A 17,439-nucleotide genomic window follows, 5' to 3' on the forward strand; every position below is an offset into this window, starting at 1 on the left:
CACCGTGACCGTAGAGCAGAGAACCGGCTCCGGCAAGGATTTACCGGTATCGCGTTCCCGGACCGTACGGTCTGTCATTGACCGTGTGCGATTCATTGTTTTCGGACAGCGCGGTACCTTTTTTTGTGACGGGATGATGAGAAAGCGGGGTCGCCGGGCGGGCGTTCCTGCCGTCCCGGCCGCCCGGGGGCGGCGGGCGGTCGCGCAGCCGCTGGGCCCGCAGCACGAGTTCCAGGCCGAACCGCGCCTCCGGGTCGGTGAACCGCTCGCCCAGGCTCTCCTTGAGCTGGTTCAGCCGGTACCGCACGGTCTGCGGGTGTACGTGCAGCCGGTTGCCCACGTCGGCCGCGGTGCTCCAGCTCTCCAGCCACACCCGGAGCGTCTCGGTCAGCGCCTTCTGCTTGCCGGCCGGCATGCCGTCGAGCCGGGCGAGCCGCTGCCGCGCGAGCTCGTCGATGAGCTGCGGGTCCGACATCAGCCATAAGGTCAGTAGATGGTCCTCGCAGAAGGTCAGCCGCGTGTCGTCGACGACGCCCTCGGCGATGAGACCGAGGGTCCGCACGGCCCAGCGGAAGGAGTCCGCCACCTCCTCCAGCGGCACGGTGACCCCCACGACGATCCGGTCGCGCGGCACCGCGGCCTCGATCGTCGCGCGCCGGTCCGGGGTGAACCGGCCGGGGACCAGGAGCCGCGGCTCGGCGCCCTCGAGGTCGGCGAGGATGTCATCGGCCAGCGCGGTACCGACCAGGCGGGCGCCGGGCCGTACGACGATCGGGGTCGCCTCCGCGGGCACCGCCCAGTCGGCGCGCTCGGCGAGATCGGCGATCTCCTGCCGTGGAGCGGCCGGCCGCTCCACGATGAGTCGTAAGAGCCGGAGGCGCAGTTCGGCGAGTTCCTCCGGCGTGTGCGCGCTCGCCTCCAGGTAACCCTCGACGGCGATCGAGGCGAGCTCGTCCATGTACTCCAGTTGTGCCTCGGCCAGGCCCGCGACGGTCTCGGACGGGAGCTCATGACGCGCGCAGATGCTCGTGGTCCAGTGCCAGGCCACCCGGAAGGCGATCCGGAAGGCGGCCTGCAGGGCGTTGAGGTTCCGTCCGTGGTGGGCCTCGATCCGGCCGAGCAGCCGGCACATGTCGACGAGCCGGCCCGACGGCGCGGCGGGTTCGGCGATGCGGTCGATGAAGGAGGCGATGGCCTGCTCCGTCGCGGGCCGCATGGCCGGCCCGAACGGCCCCTCACCCGGCGTCGCGTACTCCGGGATGCTCTTGCGGATCTCGCCGCAGATCTCGTCGGCGAGGCCGTCCAGCTCGAGCCGCAGCAGCCCGGCCAGCTTCCGCCTTTCCGCCTCGTGTTCGAGCCACACCGTCCGTCACTCCTCCCATCGCCGCCGCACCGGCCGCGAATGACAGCCGGCGACCACGCGTGCGACGACCAAGCCGCCCAGACGTGATCCGGGACACATCGTGACGCTAACGAAAACCTCGGCGCATTGCAGCCATCCGATCAACCGCTCACTTGACGCGTACAGCCGATGACGGTTTGTGGTTCCGGCTGATCGCCGGCGCACGGCTTCACCGCTGACGGATCCGGATTAGTTACCGAACGATAAAAACGCGAAGCGCTTCTCGCAGTTGATGACAATTTATCGCTTGCGCCGAAATTTCCTCTTGTTCGACACGTAACACGTGCTTAACCTACTGACAGGTAGCAAGCCTACCGAAAATACTAGCACGCAAGATCATCTTTGGCGAAACGCCAACGCCACCAAAGGCGCTGACTGCGATATTCCACGGACCATTGAATGTGGCTACGGCATGGGAAGGGGCCGCCCCTGGACGGTTCGGTTCACGCGCCAGGTTGAACAGTTCGAGAAGATGAAAGGGAACTACGGAACATGCGTAAGATCGCGACAACAGCCCTCCTCACGGCCGCCGCCGCGGCCACCGCCATCAGCCTCTCGTCCTCCCCCGCTCTGGCCGACAGCACCTGGACCATCGGCCCGGAGGCCTCCGGCCCGGTGGACTTCGCCGCGGACTCGACGACGAACCTGGTCCTGACCGACAACAACACCGGCACCAAGCTCACCTGTACGTCATCGTCCGGCAGCGGTGACGCGCAGTACGGCTCGGGGCAGAGCGGCACCGACCTCGCGAACGTCGAGTCCCTCGACTTCGCCAGTTGCTCCGGCCCCGCCGGAATCACGTTCACGGTCCAGACGACCGGATTCCCGTGGGCCCTCAACGCGGACTCCTACGACGGCGCCGGCACGACGACCGGAAGCATCAGCGGCGTTGTCGCGCACCTGAGCGGCCCGCTCTGCTCCGCGGACGTCGCCGGCTCGGTGCCGATGACCTACTCCAACGACGGCACCCTGAGCGCCACCGGCGGTGCCGGTCTGACGATCACCAACGTCAGCGGCTGCCTCGGGCTCATCAACAACAACGACACGTCCGGCTTCGTCGGCAGCTACGCCGTCGACCCGGCCGTCACCATCACCAGCCCCTGATCGAGGTCGGCGAATCCGACTGTACCCGTGCGGCCGGGAGGCATCCCGGCCGCACGGATTCATGTTGATGACCAGCCGGACGAGCACCGTCGTCTCAACCGGAAGGTATACGTCTCATGCGGAACTGCACGGCCAAGATCCTCATCGCCCTCACCGCACTGGTCACAATCATGGCCGGCGCGCCGCCCGCCTCCGCCGACCAGACCTGGACCGTCGGCCCGGCCACCGATGGCGCTGAGATCGACTTCGAAGGCACGGCATCAGGTGTCACGTTAACCGACAATCACACCGGAGCCTTCTACACCTGCCAAAGGCCCTGGGTGGCGGGCGAGACATTCGCCGGCTCCGGTCAACCGGGCACGGGCATCGCCGAAATCGAGGCCATGGGAGCCGGCGTTTGCAACGGACCTGCTGGCATGACCTTTTCGATAACGACGACCGACTTCCCATGGCAGTTCAATGCGGAGACCTTCAGTGATGGGGTCACGACCGGAACGATCAGCGGCATGAGCCTGCACTTCTCCGGCCCGTTCTGCCAGGCCGATTTCGACGGCCCTGGCGGCGCAGGCAGTGGTACCGGCGAAGTCGTCGGCACCTACGATAATTCCGCCCACCAGTTGGTCATCAGCGGTGGAAATCTGACGATAAGCAATGTCTACAGTTGCCTCGGTTTGCTGCAGAACGGCGACTCGATCACGCTCAACGGCGCATACACGCTGTCGCCGGAAATCACCATTACCAGCCCCTAACCGGGCTAACGGATCCGTGCTCGCGCAGCCGACTCGTACCGTCGTCTCACCGGAGGGATGCGTTCCATGCGAAATTTCGCGGCGAAGATCCTCTTAGCCCTCACCGCGCTGGTCACGGTCGTGGCCGGCGCGTCGCCCGCGTTCGCCGACCAGACGTGGACCGTCAGCGGGACGGACTCCGCGGGGGACGGCACGATCACCATCGGCCAGTGGACGTGTTCGTCAACGATCACGACCGACTTCCTTCCCGGGCCGGGGGCGCCGGGTGATGGGCTCGGCCGCATCGAGACCATCTCATTTTCATCGTGCACGAATCCATCGGGGTTCACCTTCGTGATCAGCGTCACGCTCCCATGGCTGATAAACGCCAAGGCATACTCGTCCGGCCGGACCACCGGAACCATCACCGACGTCGGTCTCCATTTCAGCGGGCCGCTCTGCAGCCTGAATCTTGGCGGCTCGCTCGACTTCTCCTACGACAACCCATCACACACCATGGCGTGGTCGGGAGACCTGACCGCCCAGAATGTGTCCGGCTGCCTCGGGTTGATCCAGAACGGCGAGACGGAGCCGGTCAGCGCGACGTACGTATTCACCGATCTCACCATCACCAGCCCATGAGGTGGTCGGTTGTCGCCGCGGTGACAACGGCATCCACGAGGACTGTCATCCGATGACAATGATCGCACCGGCGATCATTCTTCGATCAGTGGCTCTTGTGGGCCGGCAGCGACATAAGTAGCGTACTCGCGAGTAGCCATGTCTGCCGACGTGCGCGTCATTCCGATGAATGGTCCTCGTCGTAGCGGGCGTCAGGACAGGTAGCCGAATATGAGATTCAGTTTCTGGACGCGACGTGGCCTGGCGCGCGCTGCCGTGGCCTGCGTCATCGCGATCACCGCGAGCCTGCTTTCCACCATCGCCGCGGTCGCCGGCGAGCGGGCCGTCGACCGCACCTTCACCTATGCGTGTCAGCTGCCGTCGGGCACGCAGCAGGTCGCGGTACGCGTCATCGCGAACGTCCCGGACTCCGCCACGGCCGGCAGGCCGATCCGACTGGGGAACGTGACCGTCCTAGTCGCCCTTCCCGCGGCCGCGGTCGCGGGCCTGACCAAGCAGGGCGTCACCACGGTCGGCGGCACACTCAGGATGACCCCTCTGGTGACGGCCAACGGCTCCCCGGCTCGGATCACCGGGTCCGACTTCGCTGTTCCAGAGACGTCTGTCGGAGCGGATCAGCTGGTTCTGGCCGGGTCCGGGCAGGAGCCGGCACCGACCGTCGCCGCACCCGGTCGGGTCGTCTTCTCCGTCGCCGATCTGAGCGCCAGCCTCACTCTCCGACAGGCCGACGGCACGGCGGCGCAGCCCGCCACGATGTCGCTCTCCTGTTCACCGAACCTGGGCCAGGACACGGCGCTGACCACCATCGCAGTATCGGCAGCGGACGCGACAGGCGCCTCCGGTCCCGGCAGCGTCTCACACGCCACTGCGGCCAAGGCCCAGGAGGACTACTGCCCGCCGGACGTCACGGGAGGTTTCAGCGAAGACTTTCCCCTTCCCACGCCGCCTCCTGACACTCCGATCATCGAGACCACTCCTCTGTACGCCTGCGCGAAGATCAGCGGGTTCTCGAATGTGGCGAAGCTCAACGGCGCGGCGCCCTTGTTCGGGAAGATGGCGTTGGAGGTGGGAAACCGTTCACTGTACAACCTAAACGCCAACTATTTTGAGACGGATTCTCTCGGCGCCTCTCATGTGGAGACCTCGCAGGCGACGTTTCTGGCCTTCGGTTTCATGCCGACCACGGCCGAACTGGATGTCACGCAAGTGGGCAAGACCACAGCCTATCAGAATGCGAATATCACGGCCGTGGACTACGTGAATCGGTCGCCTGAACTGCCGCCAAGATACACGACCGCGTCAGCCTACGTCTCCCTTCGAATTCATGATGTCCGTATCAACGGCGTTCCACTGGACGTGGGGGCTGACTGCACCACCGCCCAGCCGATGAAGCTCCAGCTGAGTGCCAGCACCAATGATGATCCGACATATGTGGTCAACAGCGGAGGGTTCCTGACCGGGACGGCGACCATTCCCCCATTCCAAGGATGCGGGGTCGGCGAGAGCCTGGATCCGCTGTTCACAGCCTCGCTATCCGGACCCGGGAACTACATCAGGATAACCCAGGGGCAGATCTGCGATGCGGATCATCCCTTCCGACCGCCGACACCGTGCCCGGTTCAGGACTTCGGATGGGACGTCGAACCCGGCGGGCCCCTCACAGCAAGCTCGGGCGCATATAGGCTGACGCTTCCGAATGCGGGTTTCTCATGCGAATCCACTTCGTTCAGCCTCAGCCTCAACGGCGGCAAGGCTCGAGATGGCGACGATGTCCACATCGGCGTTAGCAAGAAACCCACGTTCACGAACTGTCACGGCGAAGGAGCGCTGAGCCAGGCCGCGACCATAAGCTTCCTCACCGCCAGCCCCCCTTTCTCGCTGACGACCTACGATCCGACGACCGATGTCGCGTTCGGTGAACTGCCGAACCTCAACATCACCCTCAGAGACGGGACGTCCTGCACCGTCCGGATCAGCGGGGCTAGCATAGGCTTCAGGTACTCTAATCTGACGCACGTGATGTCCCTGACCCAACAATCATCCGCGCCCCCGACCGTGAAGGGCGTGACCGGATGTGGCGGCAGCATCAATACGGGCGAACCGGTCGATTTTTCCGCGAATTACGTCTTCAGCGTTCCACAGAGGATGGTAAGACCGGGATACAAATAATACGCTGGCGCGACCAGGCGAGCGACATGAGTGGTTACCGACATCCGAGCTCTCGCGTTGCAGACCCCCGGCAACCGTCCCTGAATTAGCACCCAGAGATAAACAACAGCCAGGCGACGGTGCACTTCATGACAACTCCCCGCAGCAACAAGGAACGGCGACGGCTTTTCTCGGTTCCGGGTCTTGTATTGCCTATCGCGAGCACTTAATCTTCGGGACAATAGGGTAGATTCCGAAGATTCCACGTCAGGTCAATGGGTCTTCGGGGTCGACGCTGGAATCAAACCTCGTATCGGTCGTGACCGCACCGGCCCGACGAAATCGAGCGGGGTTTGCCGGTAGGGGCACCGTATGACCGACTCGGTGTCCGCGCACCAAGGAGGTTCCACATGCCGGCTGAATCGCTTGCGCCCGTCAGGCGCTGGGGCAGGACCACCGCCGCCGCGACCGCGTCGCTGGCCGCGCTCGGGGTCCTGTCCACCACCGGGACGGCGCACGCGGACGTCGTGCTCAAGCTGAACTATCCGCTGACCGGGACCACGACCATCAAGTCGACCAACTCCTCGATGTCCCTCGGCCCGGGGACCCTGGCGACGGCCGTCGACGACACCGGTGGGCTGACCGCCACGGTCGACCTGCCCCCGGCGACCGGCTCGTTCAAGGAGTTCGGCGTCATCCCGGTCTCCGTCACGACCGAGTTCGTCGAGGCGTCGCCGACCACCGGAACCGTCGACATCAACACCGGCGCGGTGCAGACCACGTCACACCTCACCATCAAGATCACAGAGCTCAAGGTCGCCGGCATCCCGACCCCCGTCGGCGGCAGCTGCCGGACCGAGACCCCGGCGGAGGTCTCCGTCGCCTCCGACGCCGATTTCAGCGTCATCAACGGCGGCAACCTCAACGGCACCTACACGATCCCGAAGTTCAAGGACTGCCTGCTCGCCACTCCGCTCATCAACCTCGTGGTCCCCGGCTCGGGGAACACCATCACGCTGACCCTCGGCCCCGCGTCCGTCGCGAACTCGTCTCCCACCGCCGACCCGAGCAAGGTCTTCAAGGCCGGCGCCCTGCACTGATCACCGCCACCCGATCACCCGGCCCGCGGCGCGGGCCGGGTGATCTCGTATGCGCCGACGACCGCTCTTCGCGGAACCGGCGGGTCGCCCCTCTTCGACCGGGCCCATGCGCACTGAGCGACAAGAATCGGCAGCCGGTTTGTTATCCGATGATAAGCAATGCGCCGTGACCCGATTGTCTCATTCGAACGCTTGCGCCCCGAACACCCACGAAAGTAGCGTACCCGCCAGTAGTAATCACTGAGCCGACTCAAAAAGTCCCGCCAATACGAACTTTCAAGCCGAGCCGGTGATGAAGCTTCTTCTTTGTATCAGTGCGAAGTCAGGTGCTGGGAGAACTGTGATGGTCGGCTCGCGGTAATGGGCATCGAAGTGGTGGTCGAAGGACTGACGAAATCCTTCGGCCGGCAGAACATCTGGCGCGACATCACTCTCACCCTTCCGGCCGGTGAGGTCAGCGTGATGCTCGGCCCCTCGGGCACCGGCAAGACGGTCTTCCTCAAGTCGCTGATCGGCCTGCTCAAACCCGAGCAGGGACGCATCCTCATCAACGGCGTCGACATGGTCAGCAGCCCCGAGCGCAAGCTGTACGAGGTGCGGAAGCTGTTCGGCATCATGTTCCAGGACGGCGCGCTGTTCGGCTCGCTCGACCTGTTCGAGAACATCGCCTTCCCGCTGCGCGAGCACACCAACAAGAAAGAGTCCGAGATCCGGCGCATCGTGCTGGAGAAGATGGAGATGGTCGGCCTGGGCGGGGCCGAGCGCAAGCTTCCCGGCGAGATCTCCGGCGGAATGCGCAAACGCGCCGGGCTGGCGCGCGCCCTCGTCCTCGACCCGCAGATCATCCTCTGCGACGAGCCGGACTCGGGCCTGGACCCGGTCCGCACGGCGTACCTCTCCCAGCTCCTCATCGACCTCAACGCGCAGATCGACGCGACCATTCTGATCGTCACGCACAACATCCAGGTCGCCTCGACGGTGCCGGACAACATCGGCATGCTGTTCCGCCGCGACCTGGTCACGTTCGGCCCGCGCGAGGTGCTGCTGACGAGTGAGGAGCCGGTGGTCGCGCAGTTCCTCCGCGGCCGGCGGCACGGCCCGATCGGCATGTCGGAGGAGAAGGACCAGTCGCTGCTGGAGGCCGAACGCGAGGCCGGCTACCACGATGACGACGAGGGGCTGCCGCCGATCGTGCCGCAGCTGGAGCCCAGCCCCGGCCTGCCGCCCCGTCAGGCCGTCGAGCGCCGCCGCGCGCGGGTGATGGGCATGCTGCACGAGCTCCCGTACCCGGCGCAGCAGGAGATCCTCGCCAGCATCCGGGAGCGGCGATGACCACTCCGGCCGGCTCCGTCCCCGGCACCGCCGCGCTCCGCGAGACCGGGAAGCTGTTCGCGCTGGCCGCCGCCGCGCTCGGTGCGATGTTCCGGCGGCCGTTCCAGGGCCGGGAGCTCGTGGAGCAGTTCTGGTTCATCGCCAGCGTGACGATCCTGCCGACCGCGCTCGTGTCCATCCCGTTCGGCGCCGTGATCGCGCTGCAGGTCGGATCGCTCACCCAGCAGCTCGGCGCCCAGTCCTTCACCGGCGCGGCCAGCGTGCTCGCGGTCATCCAGCAGGCCAGCCCGCTGATCGTGGCACTGCTGATCGCCGGCGCCGGAGGCTCGGCGATCTGCGCGGACATCGGCTCGCGGACGATCCGCGAGGAGATCGACGCGATGGTGGTCATGGGCGTCTCGCCGATCCAGCGGCTGATCGCGCCCCGTGTGCTGGCGGCGATGCTCGTCTCGGTCTTCCTCAACGGCCTGGTGTCGGTGGTCGGCGTGCTCGGCGGCTACTTCTTCAACGTGATCATGCAGGGCGGCACGCCCGGCGCGTACCTGGCCAGCTTCTCCGCCCTCGCCCACCTGCCGGACCTGTACATCAGCGAGATCAAGGCGCTCATCTTCGGCTTCATCGCGGGCGCGGTCGCGGCGCACCGCGGCCTGAACCCGCGCGGCGGCCCCAAGGGCGTCGGCGACGCGGTGAACCAGTCGGTCGTCATCGCCTTCCTGCTGCTGTTCTTCGTGAACCTCGTGCTCACGGCCATCTACCTGCAGGTCGTCCCCCCGAAGGGAAGCTGAGCCGATGGCGATCCGTTTCGATCTCGACCGCCGGCTGTCCTGGCTGGACACCCTCGGCGACCAGCTGACCTTCTACCTGCGGGCACTGCTGTGGACGCCGCGGGCGCTGCGGCGCTACCTGCGGGAGATCCGCCGCCTGCTCGCCGAGGTCACGTTCGGCAGCGGCGCGCTCGGCGTCATCGGCGGCACCATCGGCGTGATGATCGCGATGACGCTGTTCACCGGCACCGTCGTGGGCCTGCAGGGGTACGCCGCGCTCAACCAGATCGGCACGTCCGCCTTCACCGGGTTCGTCTCCGCCTACTTCAACACTCGCGAGATCGCGCCGCTCGTCGCCGGGCTCGCGCTGTCGGCGACGGTCGGGGCCGGCTTCACCGCCCAGCTCGGCGCGATGCGCATCAACGAGGAGGTCGACGCGCTGGAGGGCATGGGCGTGCCGAGCCTGCCGTACCTGGTCACCACCCGGATCGCGGCGGGCGCCGTGGCGATCATTCCGCTGTACGGCATCGGCCTGCTCAGCTCGTACCTGTCCTCGCGCGAGATCACGGTGCTGTTCAACGGTCAGTCGTCCGGCACCTACGACCACTACTTCGGGCAGTTCCTGTCCTCGGTGGACGTGCTCTGGTCGTTCGGGAAGGTGCTGATCTTCTCGGTCATGGTGATCCTGGCGCACTGTTACTACGGCTACCGCGCGTCGGGCGGCCCGGCCGGGGTGGGCATCGCGGTCGGCCGCGCCGTACGCACCTCGATCGTGCTGATCAGCCTGACCGACTTCTTCCTCAGCCTGGCGATCTGGGGCGCCACCACGACGGTGAAGGTGGCCGGATGATCAGTGTGGAGGACTCGGCCGCGGTCAAGGCCCGGCGGCGGCTCACCGGACTGGCGTTCCTGCTCGTGCTGTGCCTGCTGGTGTGGCTGTCGATCGCGGTCTACCAGAAGCGCTTCACCGACGTCGCCATGGTGACGCTGCGCACGGACAGCGTGGGCAACGAGATGCACCCGCACGCCGACGTGAAGATGCGCGGCCAGGTCATCGGCGAGGTTCGCGACATCTCCGCGGACGGGTCGGGGGCCCGTCTGCGGCTCGCCCTCCAGCCGGGCGCGCTGAAGAACGTTCCGGCGAACGTCACCGCGCAGATGCTGCCCACCACGCTGTTCGGCGAGCGATACGTCGCGCTCGTCCCGCCGCCCGACCCCGCGCCGGTGGCCCTCGCCGCCGGGAGCGTGATCGGGCAGGACCGCAGCTCCAACGCCATCGAGCTGGAGCGGGTGCTGGACAACGTCCTGCCCCTGCTGACCGCCGTCCAGCCCGCCAAGCTGTCCGCGACGCTCACCGCGATGGCCCAGGCGCTGCAGGGCCGCGGCGACAAGCTCGGCCAGACCCTGGTGGACTTCGACTCCTATCTCAAGACGCTCAAGCCGCAGCTGCCCGCGCTCGACCGCGACATCAGCGAGCTGGTACGGGTCGCGCGCCTGTACTCCCAGGCGAGCCCGGACATCCTGCAGGCGCTCACCGACTTCACCACGACGAGCCGCACCATCGTCGACCAGCGCGCCAACCTCGCCGAGCTCTACGACTCGATGACCGACTCGTCGCGGGACATCACCGCCTTCCTGCGCGGCAACTCCGCGAACATCATCCGGCTGTCCGCGGACAGCCGCCCGGTGCTGGAGACGCTGGCCCGCTACTCGCCCTCCTTCCCCTGCACGCTGAAGACGCTCAGCGACTTCGTCCCCGCGATGGACCGCGCGCTGGGCAAGGGCACCGACCAGCACGGCATGCACGTCACCGTGCACGTGGTCCCCTCAAAGGGCAAGTACGTGCCCGGCCGTGACACGCCCGTCTACAACGCCGGCGGCGGGCCGCACTGCTATCCCGTGCCGTACGAGGGGGCCGCCGGCGCGCTCGGCGTGCCCAACTCGCCCGGGGAGAACGACCTCGTCAACGACCTGCTGAACACGAGCGGGACCGCGCCGCGCAAGGGCCTGCCCGACTGGAGCAGCGTGCTGGTCGGCCCGATCTACCGGGGAACGGAGGTGACGGTGAAGTGAACCGCAGAAGCCTCGCCGGGCCGCTGGCCAAGTCGGCGATCTTCATCGTCGTCACCACGCTGGCCACGGCGATCCTGGCGCTCAGCATCGCCGGCACCGGAGTGGGCCGGACCGCCGGTTACCACGCGACGTTCACCGACGTCACCGGCCTGAACACCGGGGACAGCATCCGCATCGCCGGGGTACGCGTCGGCGAGGTGGAGAGCATCCACGTGACCGGCCGGCGGCTGGCGCGCGTGACGTTCTCCGTCGAGTCCGGCCGTACGCTGCCCGCCTCGGTCACCGCGTCCATCAAGTACCTGAACCTCGTCGGGCAGCGGTTCATCGAACTCGACCAGGGCGTCGGGCCGGTCGGCGGCACCCTGCGGCCGGGCGGGACGATCCCGGTGGAGCGGACCACGCCCGCGCTGAACCTCACCCAGCTCTTCAACGGCTTCCAGCCGCTGTTCCAGGCCCTGTCCCCCAAGGACGTCAACCAGCTGTCCGGCGAGATCATCCAGGTGTTCCAGGGCGAGGGCACCACGATGGAGCAGCTCATCGCCTCGCTCGGCCAGCTGACCACGACGCTCGCCAGCCGGGACCAGGTCATCGGACGCGTGATCGACAACCTCACCACCGTCGTGCAGACCGTGAACTCCCGCGAGAGCCGGTTCGAGGGGCTCATCGAGACGCTGAAACAACTCGTGCACGGCTTCGCCTCCGACCGCAAGCCGATCGGGGAGGCGATCAGCGCGATCTCCGGCCTGACCACGAGCACGGCCGGGCTGCTGGGCCCGAGCCGCGACCCGCTGCGCCGCGACATCCACGACCTGGGCCGGCTGTCGTCCAACCTGAACCGCGACCAGCCGCTGGTGGAGGGCTTCGTACGGACGCTGCCGACGAAGATGACCACGATCGCCCGGCTCGCCTCGTACGGCTCGTGGCTCAACCTCTACATGTGTCAGGCCACGGTCTCCGGTGTGTCGTGGGCCTCGGAAGGCGGGCCGAAACCCGGACCTCCGCCGACCGGCATCCCGGTCACCGAATCGAGGTGCGAATCGTGAAGCCGATCCGGGAGCGGAACCCGGTCAAGGTCGCCGTGGTCGGCCTGGTGATCCTGGCCGGGCTGGGCACCGCCGCGTACGCCGCCGACGACCTGCCCGTCATCGGCGGCGGCACGACCTACAGCGCGGACTTCACCGAGTCCGCCGGCCTGCGGTCCGGCAACGAGGTCCGGGTCGCCGGCGTGAAGGTCGGCAAGGTCACCGGGGTCTCCCTCGACCACGGACGGGTGAAGGTCAGCTTCCGCGTCAAGGACACCTGGATCGGCAACGCCTCGACCGCCTCGATCATGATCAAGACGCTGCTGGGCGAGAAGTACCTCGCGGTCGATCCGCTCGGCACCGGTCGGCAGAAGCCCTCCCGTCGCATCCCGGTCAGCCGCACGACCTCCCCGTACGACGTGACGGAGGCGTTCCAGCAGCTCGGCGGCACGCTGGGGCAGATCGACACCGACCAGCTCGGGAAGAGCCTGCAGACGATCTCCGATACGTTCCGGAACACCTCGCCGAACGTCCGCCAGGCCATCGAGGGCCTGTCGAAGCTGTCCAAGACGATCTCCTCACGGGACGCGCAGCTCGCGCGGCTGCTGGCCGGGACCAAGCAGATCACCGCGACTCTGGCCGCGCAGAACGGCAACTTCACCGCGCTCATGCACGACGGCAACCGGCTGCTGGCCGAGATCTCGCGGCGCCGGCTGGCGATCCACGCGTTGCTGACCGGCACTCAGCAGCTGTCCGCGCAGCTCAGCGGCCTGGTCAAGGACAACCAGGCGCAGCTCGACCCGACGCTGCGCGCGCTCGACCAGGTGACCGCGATGCTGCGGCGCAACCAGGGCAGCCTCGACCACGCGCTCGCCGTCGCCGGGCCGTACTACCGTCTGATCGGCAACACGCTCGGCAACGGCCGCTGGTTCGACGCCTACCTGTGCGGCATCGTGCCCAAGAACTACCTCCCGCCGAACACGCCTCCGGATGTCGGATGCATGCCACCGAAGCAGGACGGTCGATGATGCCCAGACTCTCGGTCGCTCCGGCCCGCCGACCCGCCGTGATGAGCGCCGGCCTCGCGCTCATCGTGGTCCTCGTCGGCGCGCTGTACCTGCTGTCACGCCCCGCCGGGACGAGGATCACCGCGTACTTCGGCCAGGCCGTGGGCGTCTACGCCGGCTCGGACCTGCGCGTCCTCGGCGTGCGGGTCGGCAAGGTCGACACGGTACGGCCCGAGGGCCGCCAGGTGCGGGTGACGATGACGGTGGACCACGGAGTCGCCGTGCCGGCCGGGGCGATCGCCGTCGTGGTGGCGCCGAGCGTCGTCGCCGACCGCTACATCCAGCTCTCCCCCGCCTACACCTCCGGCCCCCGGCTGACCGACCACGCGGTCATCCCGGCGAACCGTACGGCGACGCCCGTGGAGATCGACCAGCTCTACGACAGCCTCAGCCGGCTCGCCAACGCCCTCGGCCCGAACGGCGCCAACCGCAAGGGCGCGCTGTCCGACCTGCTGAACACCGGCGCGGCCAACCTCGGCGGCAACGGCCAGGACCTCGGTGACATGGTCGGCGACCTCGGCCAGGCGTCCAAGACGTTGTCCGGTGCTTCGAGCGACCTGTTCTCGACCCTGACGAACCTGCAGAAGTTCACCGCCATGCTCAAGGCCAACGACGGGCAGGTCCGGCTCGCCGAGCAGCAACTCTCGCAGGTGACCGGCTTCCTCTCCGACGACCGGCAGAACCTCGGCGCGGCGCTCCAGCAGCTCGCCACCGCGCTCGGCCAGGTCCAGCGCTTCATCCACGACAACCGTGCGCGGCTGAAGTCCAACGTGACCAAGCTGGCCACGATCACCCAGACGCTGGTGGACCAGCGCGCGTCGCTCGCCGAGGCGCTGGACACCGTGCCGCTCGCCGCCGACAACGTCCTGAACACCTACGACCCGGACAACCGGACGCTCGACGGCCGCGGTGACCTCAACGAGCTGAGCATGGGCGGGCCGCTCACGCCGGAATCGGCCGCGCAGACCGCCGGCGACCAGGTCTGCTCGATGACCGGTTTGGCCCAGTCCATGAAGAACCTGTGTGTCAAGTACAAGCTCGGCTCCGGCTCCGACGCCCTGAAACCCCTGCCGCGCTCGAGCCGGGCGCCGCTCCCGCTACCGCCGGTCGGCGGCGTGTACGGAGGCCGATGATGCGCGCGATGCGGCCGGCCGCCGTCGTGGTCGTGTGCCTCTCCCTGGCGGGCTGCGGCTCGGGCGGCTTCGGCGGCGTGTACGGACTGCCGCTGCCGGGCGGCGCGGACCTCGGCTCCCACCCGTACAAGGTCACCGCGCAGTTCGCCAACGTGCACGACCTCGTGCCGCAGGCGGCGGTGAAGGTCAACGACGTGGCGGTCGGCCGGGTCTCCAAGATCACGCTGCCGCGGAACGGCTGGACCGCGAACGTCGTCATGCTCGTCAACGGCAAGGTCCACCTGCCCGCGAACGCGTACGCGCGGCTCGCCCAGTCGAGCCTGCTCGGCGAGAAGTACATCGAGCTCAGCGCGCCCACCGGCGGTGGTTCGGGCACGCTGGCCGACGGAGCGGTCATCCCGATGACGCGCACCGACCGCGACCCGGAGATCGAGGAGGTCTTCGGCGCGCTGTCGCTGCTCCTCAACGGCGGCGGCCTGAGCCAGCTGCGCACCATCACCCAGGAGCTGAATAAGGCGTTCGACGGCAACGAACCCCAGATCAGGCAGTTGCTCAGCGACCTGAACACCGTCGTCGCCAACTTCAACGACCATCGCCAGGACATCGTCGACGCCATCGACGCGGTCGACCGGCTCTCCGCCACCCTCGCCTCCCGCAAAAAGCAGATCGGCACCGCCCTGGACGACCTCGGACCCGGCCTGGACGTGCTCGAACAGCAGCGCGGCGCGCTGGTCACGATGCTGCGGTCGCTGCAGGAGCTGTCCGGCGTCGCGGTCACGACCATCAACAAGAGCAAGGCCGACATGGTCGCGGACCTGCAGGCGCTCGCACCGGTGCTGGCCAACCTCTCCGCCGCCGGGCGGAACCTGCCGAAGTCGCTGCAGGTGCTGCTGACCTACCCGTTCACCGACGAGGTGCTGAACGGGGTCAAGGGCGACTACCTCAACGTCTACCTGTCGGTGACCGCGCTGCCCGGCACCCAGGTCATCCCACCGCTGGTGCCGGGGCAGGAAGGGCAGGCGAAGTCGTCCCGGCGCAAGGCTGGGAGCGTGCCGCTTCCGCTGCCTCCCGTCGGCGGAACGCAGACCACGCCGACGGGCTCGTCGCCGGTCACGTCTCCGTCCACGCCCGGGTCGCCGCCGGGCTCCGTACCACCGGGGACGCCGACGGCGACGCCGTCCTCCTCTCCGAACGGGGGTGGCTGATGCTCACGCTCGGAACCCGGCTGAAGAACCTGGCGTTCCTCGTCATCGGTGTGCTCGTCATCGGCTACATCGGCTACCGGTACGCCGACCTCGGGCGCTTCGTCGGCCTGCGCGGCTACTACGTCGTGCGGATGGACCTGCCCGAGACCGGCGGGCTGTTCCCCGGCTCCGACGTCACGTACCGAGGCGTGTCGGTCGGCCGGGTCGGCGACCTGCACCTGACCGGCGACGGCGTACGGGCGGACCTGCACATCGACGACTCCGCGCCCCGGATCCCCGCCGCGTCGCAGGCCGTGGTCGCCAACCTGTCGGCGGTCGGCGAGGAGTACGTCGACCTGCGGCCGGCGAGCGGCGACGGCCCGTACCTGAAGGACGGCGCGACCATCGCGCGTAGCGCCACGCAGACGCCGCCGCCCGTGACCAACGTGCTGACGAACGTCGACAACCTGGCCGCCTCGGTGCCGCTCGACTCACTGCGCACCGTGGTGGACGAACTCGGCAAGGCGTTCCAGGGGCAGGGCGAGAACCTCCAGACGCTGCTCGACAACTCTGATGAGTTCCTCCGGGACGCCAACAGCGCCGCGCCCGAGACCAACCAGCTGATCTTCGACGGGCAGACCGTGCTGCGCACCCAGCGCGAGGAGGGCGCCGCCCTGGTGTCGTTCGCCCGCAGCGCGCGGCTGCTCGCCGGACAGCTCGACGCGTCCGACACCGACCTGCGGCGGCTGATCACCACCGCGCCGGTCGCCGCCACCGAGATCAGCGGGCTCCTGCGCGACCTCGATCCGAGCCTCAGCGTGCTGCTCGCCAACCTGACGACCACCTCCGAGCTCACGGTCACCCGGCAGCGCGGCATCCAGGAGCTGCTCGTACGCCTGCCGCAGGTGGTGGCGGCGGGCGCGTCGGTGGTCGACTCGAAGGGACTCAACTTCGGGATGGCCCTGACGTTCTTCTCCCCGCTCCCCTGCACGACGGGGTACGGCGGCACGACGTACCGCAACGGGCTCGACACCTCGGCCGGGCCGCCGCTGAACACGGCCGCGTCCTGCCGGATGCCGGCCTCCAGCGGGGTGGACGTACGCGGCTCGGGTAACGCCCCGTACGGCGGCGGAGTGCCCGCGCCCGTACGTCCGGGCACGTCGGCGTCGGCGGCCTCGGCGTCGCTGCCCGGGGCGCTCGGACTGCCGTCGGTGCCGGCCGGACCGGCTTCCATGAGCGACCTTCTCGGGCTGGAGCGGTGATGCGCGTCCTTGGAGTGGCCCTGCTGGCGGCCGCGGCGGTCTTCTGCGGGTGGTCGGGCTGGAGCTATCACCAGAGCGCGCACTCGTCGTCCGTGCCGTTCGCGCGGGCACGCGACCAGGTGCGGCGGGACGCCCGGCAGGAGATCGCCGTCCTCAACACCCTGGACCCGCGCAAGAGCGACGCCGGGCTGAGCCGCTGGCTGGACGTCTCGACCGGGACGCTGCGCGAGTCGCTGCGGCGTACGTCGGCGCAGGACCGGCAGAAGGCCCTCAAGTCCGGCACCCCCGCGGTGGGCACCGTCACCGACCTCGCGGTGACCGAGCTCGACACGCACGCCGGCACCGCCCAGGTCATCGCGACCGTCCAGGTCAAGCTCGGCAGCTCCCTGGAACGCAAGCGCTTCACCGCCGTGCTGGCGCGTACGGGCTCCCAGTGGAAGCTCAGCTCGCTCACCGCCGTGCCGGTCGGCGCCTAGGA

The 17,439-nt window shown here is 68.1% G+C and carries 16 protein-coding genes; 15 read left to right on the forward strand and 1 reads right to left on the reverse strand.

Going from position 1 to position 17,439, the window contains the following annotated elements:
• Positions 1-40: 40 nt before the first annotated feature.
• Entirely contained in the window at positions 41-1,363 is a 1,323-nt protein-coding gene (locus OG417_RS31495) for a PucR family transcriptional regulator (RefSeq protein WP_329236239.1), read from the reverse strand.
• Positions 1,364-1,894: 531 nt separating this feature from the next.
• Here OG417_RS31495 and OG417_RS31500 point away from each other — a divergent pair.
• The 15 genes from OG417_RS31500 to OG417_RS31570 all read left to right on the forward strand — a co-directional run bounded on the left by OG417_RS31500 (position 1,895) and on the right by OG417_RS31570 (position 17,437).
• Complete coding sequence (locus OG417_RS31500; protein WP_329236240.1) at positions 1,895-2,506, forward strand: hypothetical protein; 612 nt, start codon at positions 1,895-1,897, stop codon at positions 2,504-2,506.
• A 116-nt stretch (positions 2,507-2,622) separates the two neighbouring features.
• The gene (locus OG417_RS31505; protein WP_329236242.1) at positions 2,623-3,255 is read left to right on the forward strand and encodes a hypothetical protein; all 633 of its coding nucleotides are present in this window, start codon (positions 2,623-2,625) and stop codon (positions 3,253-3,255) included.
• A gap of 120 nt (positions 3,256-3,375) precedes the next feature.
• Positions 3,376-3,876: a hypothetical protein gene (locus tag OG417_RS31510; RefSeq protein WP_329236245.1), complete on the forward strand. Its 501-nt coding sequence runs from the start codon at positions 3,376-3,378 to the stop codon at positions 3,874-3,876.
• Between the two features lie 210 nt (positions 3,877-4,086).
• Positions 4,087-6,045 carry a DUF6801 domain-containing protein gene (locus OG417_RS31515; protein WP_329236247.1) on the forward strand — a complete coding sequence of 653 codons (1,959 nt, stop codon included), beginning with the start codon at positions 4,087-4,089 and terminating at the stop codon, positions 6,043-6,045.
• A gap of 389 nt (positions 6,046-6,434) precedes the next feature.
• Positions 6,435-7,124, forward strand: coding sequence for a hypothetical protein (locus tag OG417_RS31520; RefSeq protein ID WP_329236249.1), 690 nt, complete (start codon positions 6,435-6,437; stop codon positions 7,122-7,124).
• Positions 7,125-7,484: 360 nt separating this feature from the next.
• The gene (locus OG417_RS31525) at positions 7,485-8,456 is read left to right on the forward strand and encodes an ABC transporter ATP-binding protein (protein ID WP_329236251.1); all 972 of its coding nucleotides are present in this window, start codon (positions 7,485-7,487) and stop codon (positions 8,454-8,456) included.
• Complete coding sequence (locus OG417_RS31530) at positions 8,453-9,241, forward strand: MlaE family ABC transporter permease (protein ID WP_329236253.1); 789 nt, start codon at positions 8,453-8,455, stop codon at positions 9,239-9,241. The genes OG417_RS31525 and OG417_RS31530 overlap by 4 nt, the downstream gene beginning before the upstream one ends.
• A 4-nt stretch (positions 9,242-9,245) precedes the next feature.
• A complete protein-coding gene (locus tag OG417_RS31535; protein WP_329236256.1) occupies positions 9,246-10,070 on the forward strand; it encodes an MlaE family ABC transporter permease in 825 nt (274 codons plus the stop codon).
• Complete coding sequence (locus tag OG417_RS31540; RefSeq protein WP_329236258.1) at positions 10,067-11,293, forward strand: MCE family protein; 1,227 nt, start codon at positions 10,067-10,069, stop codon at positions 11,291-11,293. Before OG417_RS31535 ends, OG417_RS31540 begins: the two co-directional genes overlap by 4 nt.
• Positions 11,290-12,336 (forward strand): MCE family protein, encoded by a 1,047-nt coding sequence (locus OG417_RS31545; protein ID WP_329236260.1) that lies wholly within the window; start codon positions 11,290-11,292, stop codon positions 12,334-12,336. The genes OG417_RS31540 and OG417_RS31545 overlap by 4 nt, the downstream gene beginning before the upstream one ends.
• Positions 12,333-13,343, forward strand: coding sequence for an MCE family protein (locus tag OG417_RS31550; RefSeq protein WP_329236262.1), 1,011 nt, complete (start codon positions 12,333-12,335; stop codon positions 13,341-13,343). The genes OG417_RS31545 and OG417_RS31550 overlap by 4 nt, the downstream gene beginning before the upstream one ends.
• Complete coding sequence (locus OG417_RS31555) at positions 13,340-14,515, forward strand: MCE family protein (RefSeq protein ID WP_329236264.1); 1,176 nt, start codon at positions 13,340-13,342, stop codon at positions 14,513-14,515. Before OG417_RS31550 ends, OG417_RS31555 begins: the two co-directional genes overlap by 4 nt.
• Positions 14,515-15,720, forward strand: a complete 1,206-nt coding sequence (locus OG417_RS31560; RefSeq protein ID WP_329236266.1) for an MCE family protein — start codon at positions 14,515-14,517, stop codon at positions 15,718-15,720. The genes OG417_RS31555 and OG417_RS31560 overlap by 1 nt, the downstream gene beginning before the upstream one ends.
• A complete protein-coding gene (locus tag OG417_RS31565) occupies positions 15,720-16,961 on the forward strand; it encodes an MlaD family protein (protein WP_329236268.1) in 1,242 nt (413 codons plus the stop codon). Before OG417_RS31560 ends, OG417_RS31565 begins: the two co-directional genes overlap by 1 nt.
• Positions 16,961-17,437, forward strand: coding sequence for a hypothetical protein (locus OG417_RS31570; RefSeq protein WP_329236269.1), 477 nt, complete (start codon positions 16,961-16,963; stop codon positions 17,435-17,437). Before OG417_RS31565 ends, OG417_RS31570 begins: the two co-directional genes overlap by 1 nt.
• The last annotated feature ends 2 nt before the right edge of the window (positions 17,438-17,439 follow it).

It is taken from the genome of Actinoallomurus sp. NBC_01490 (assembly GCF_036227085.1).
In the GTDB taxonomy this organism is placed as follows: domain Bacteria; phylum Actinomycetota; class Actinomycetes; order Streptosporangiales; family Streptosporangiaceae; genus Actinoallomurus; species Actinoallomurus oryzae.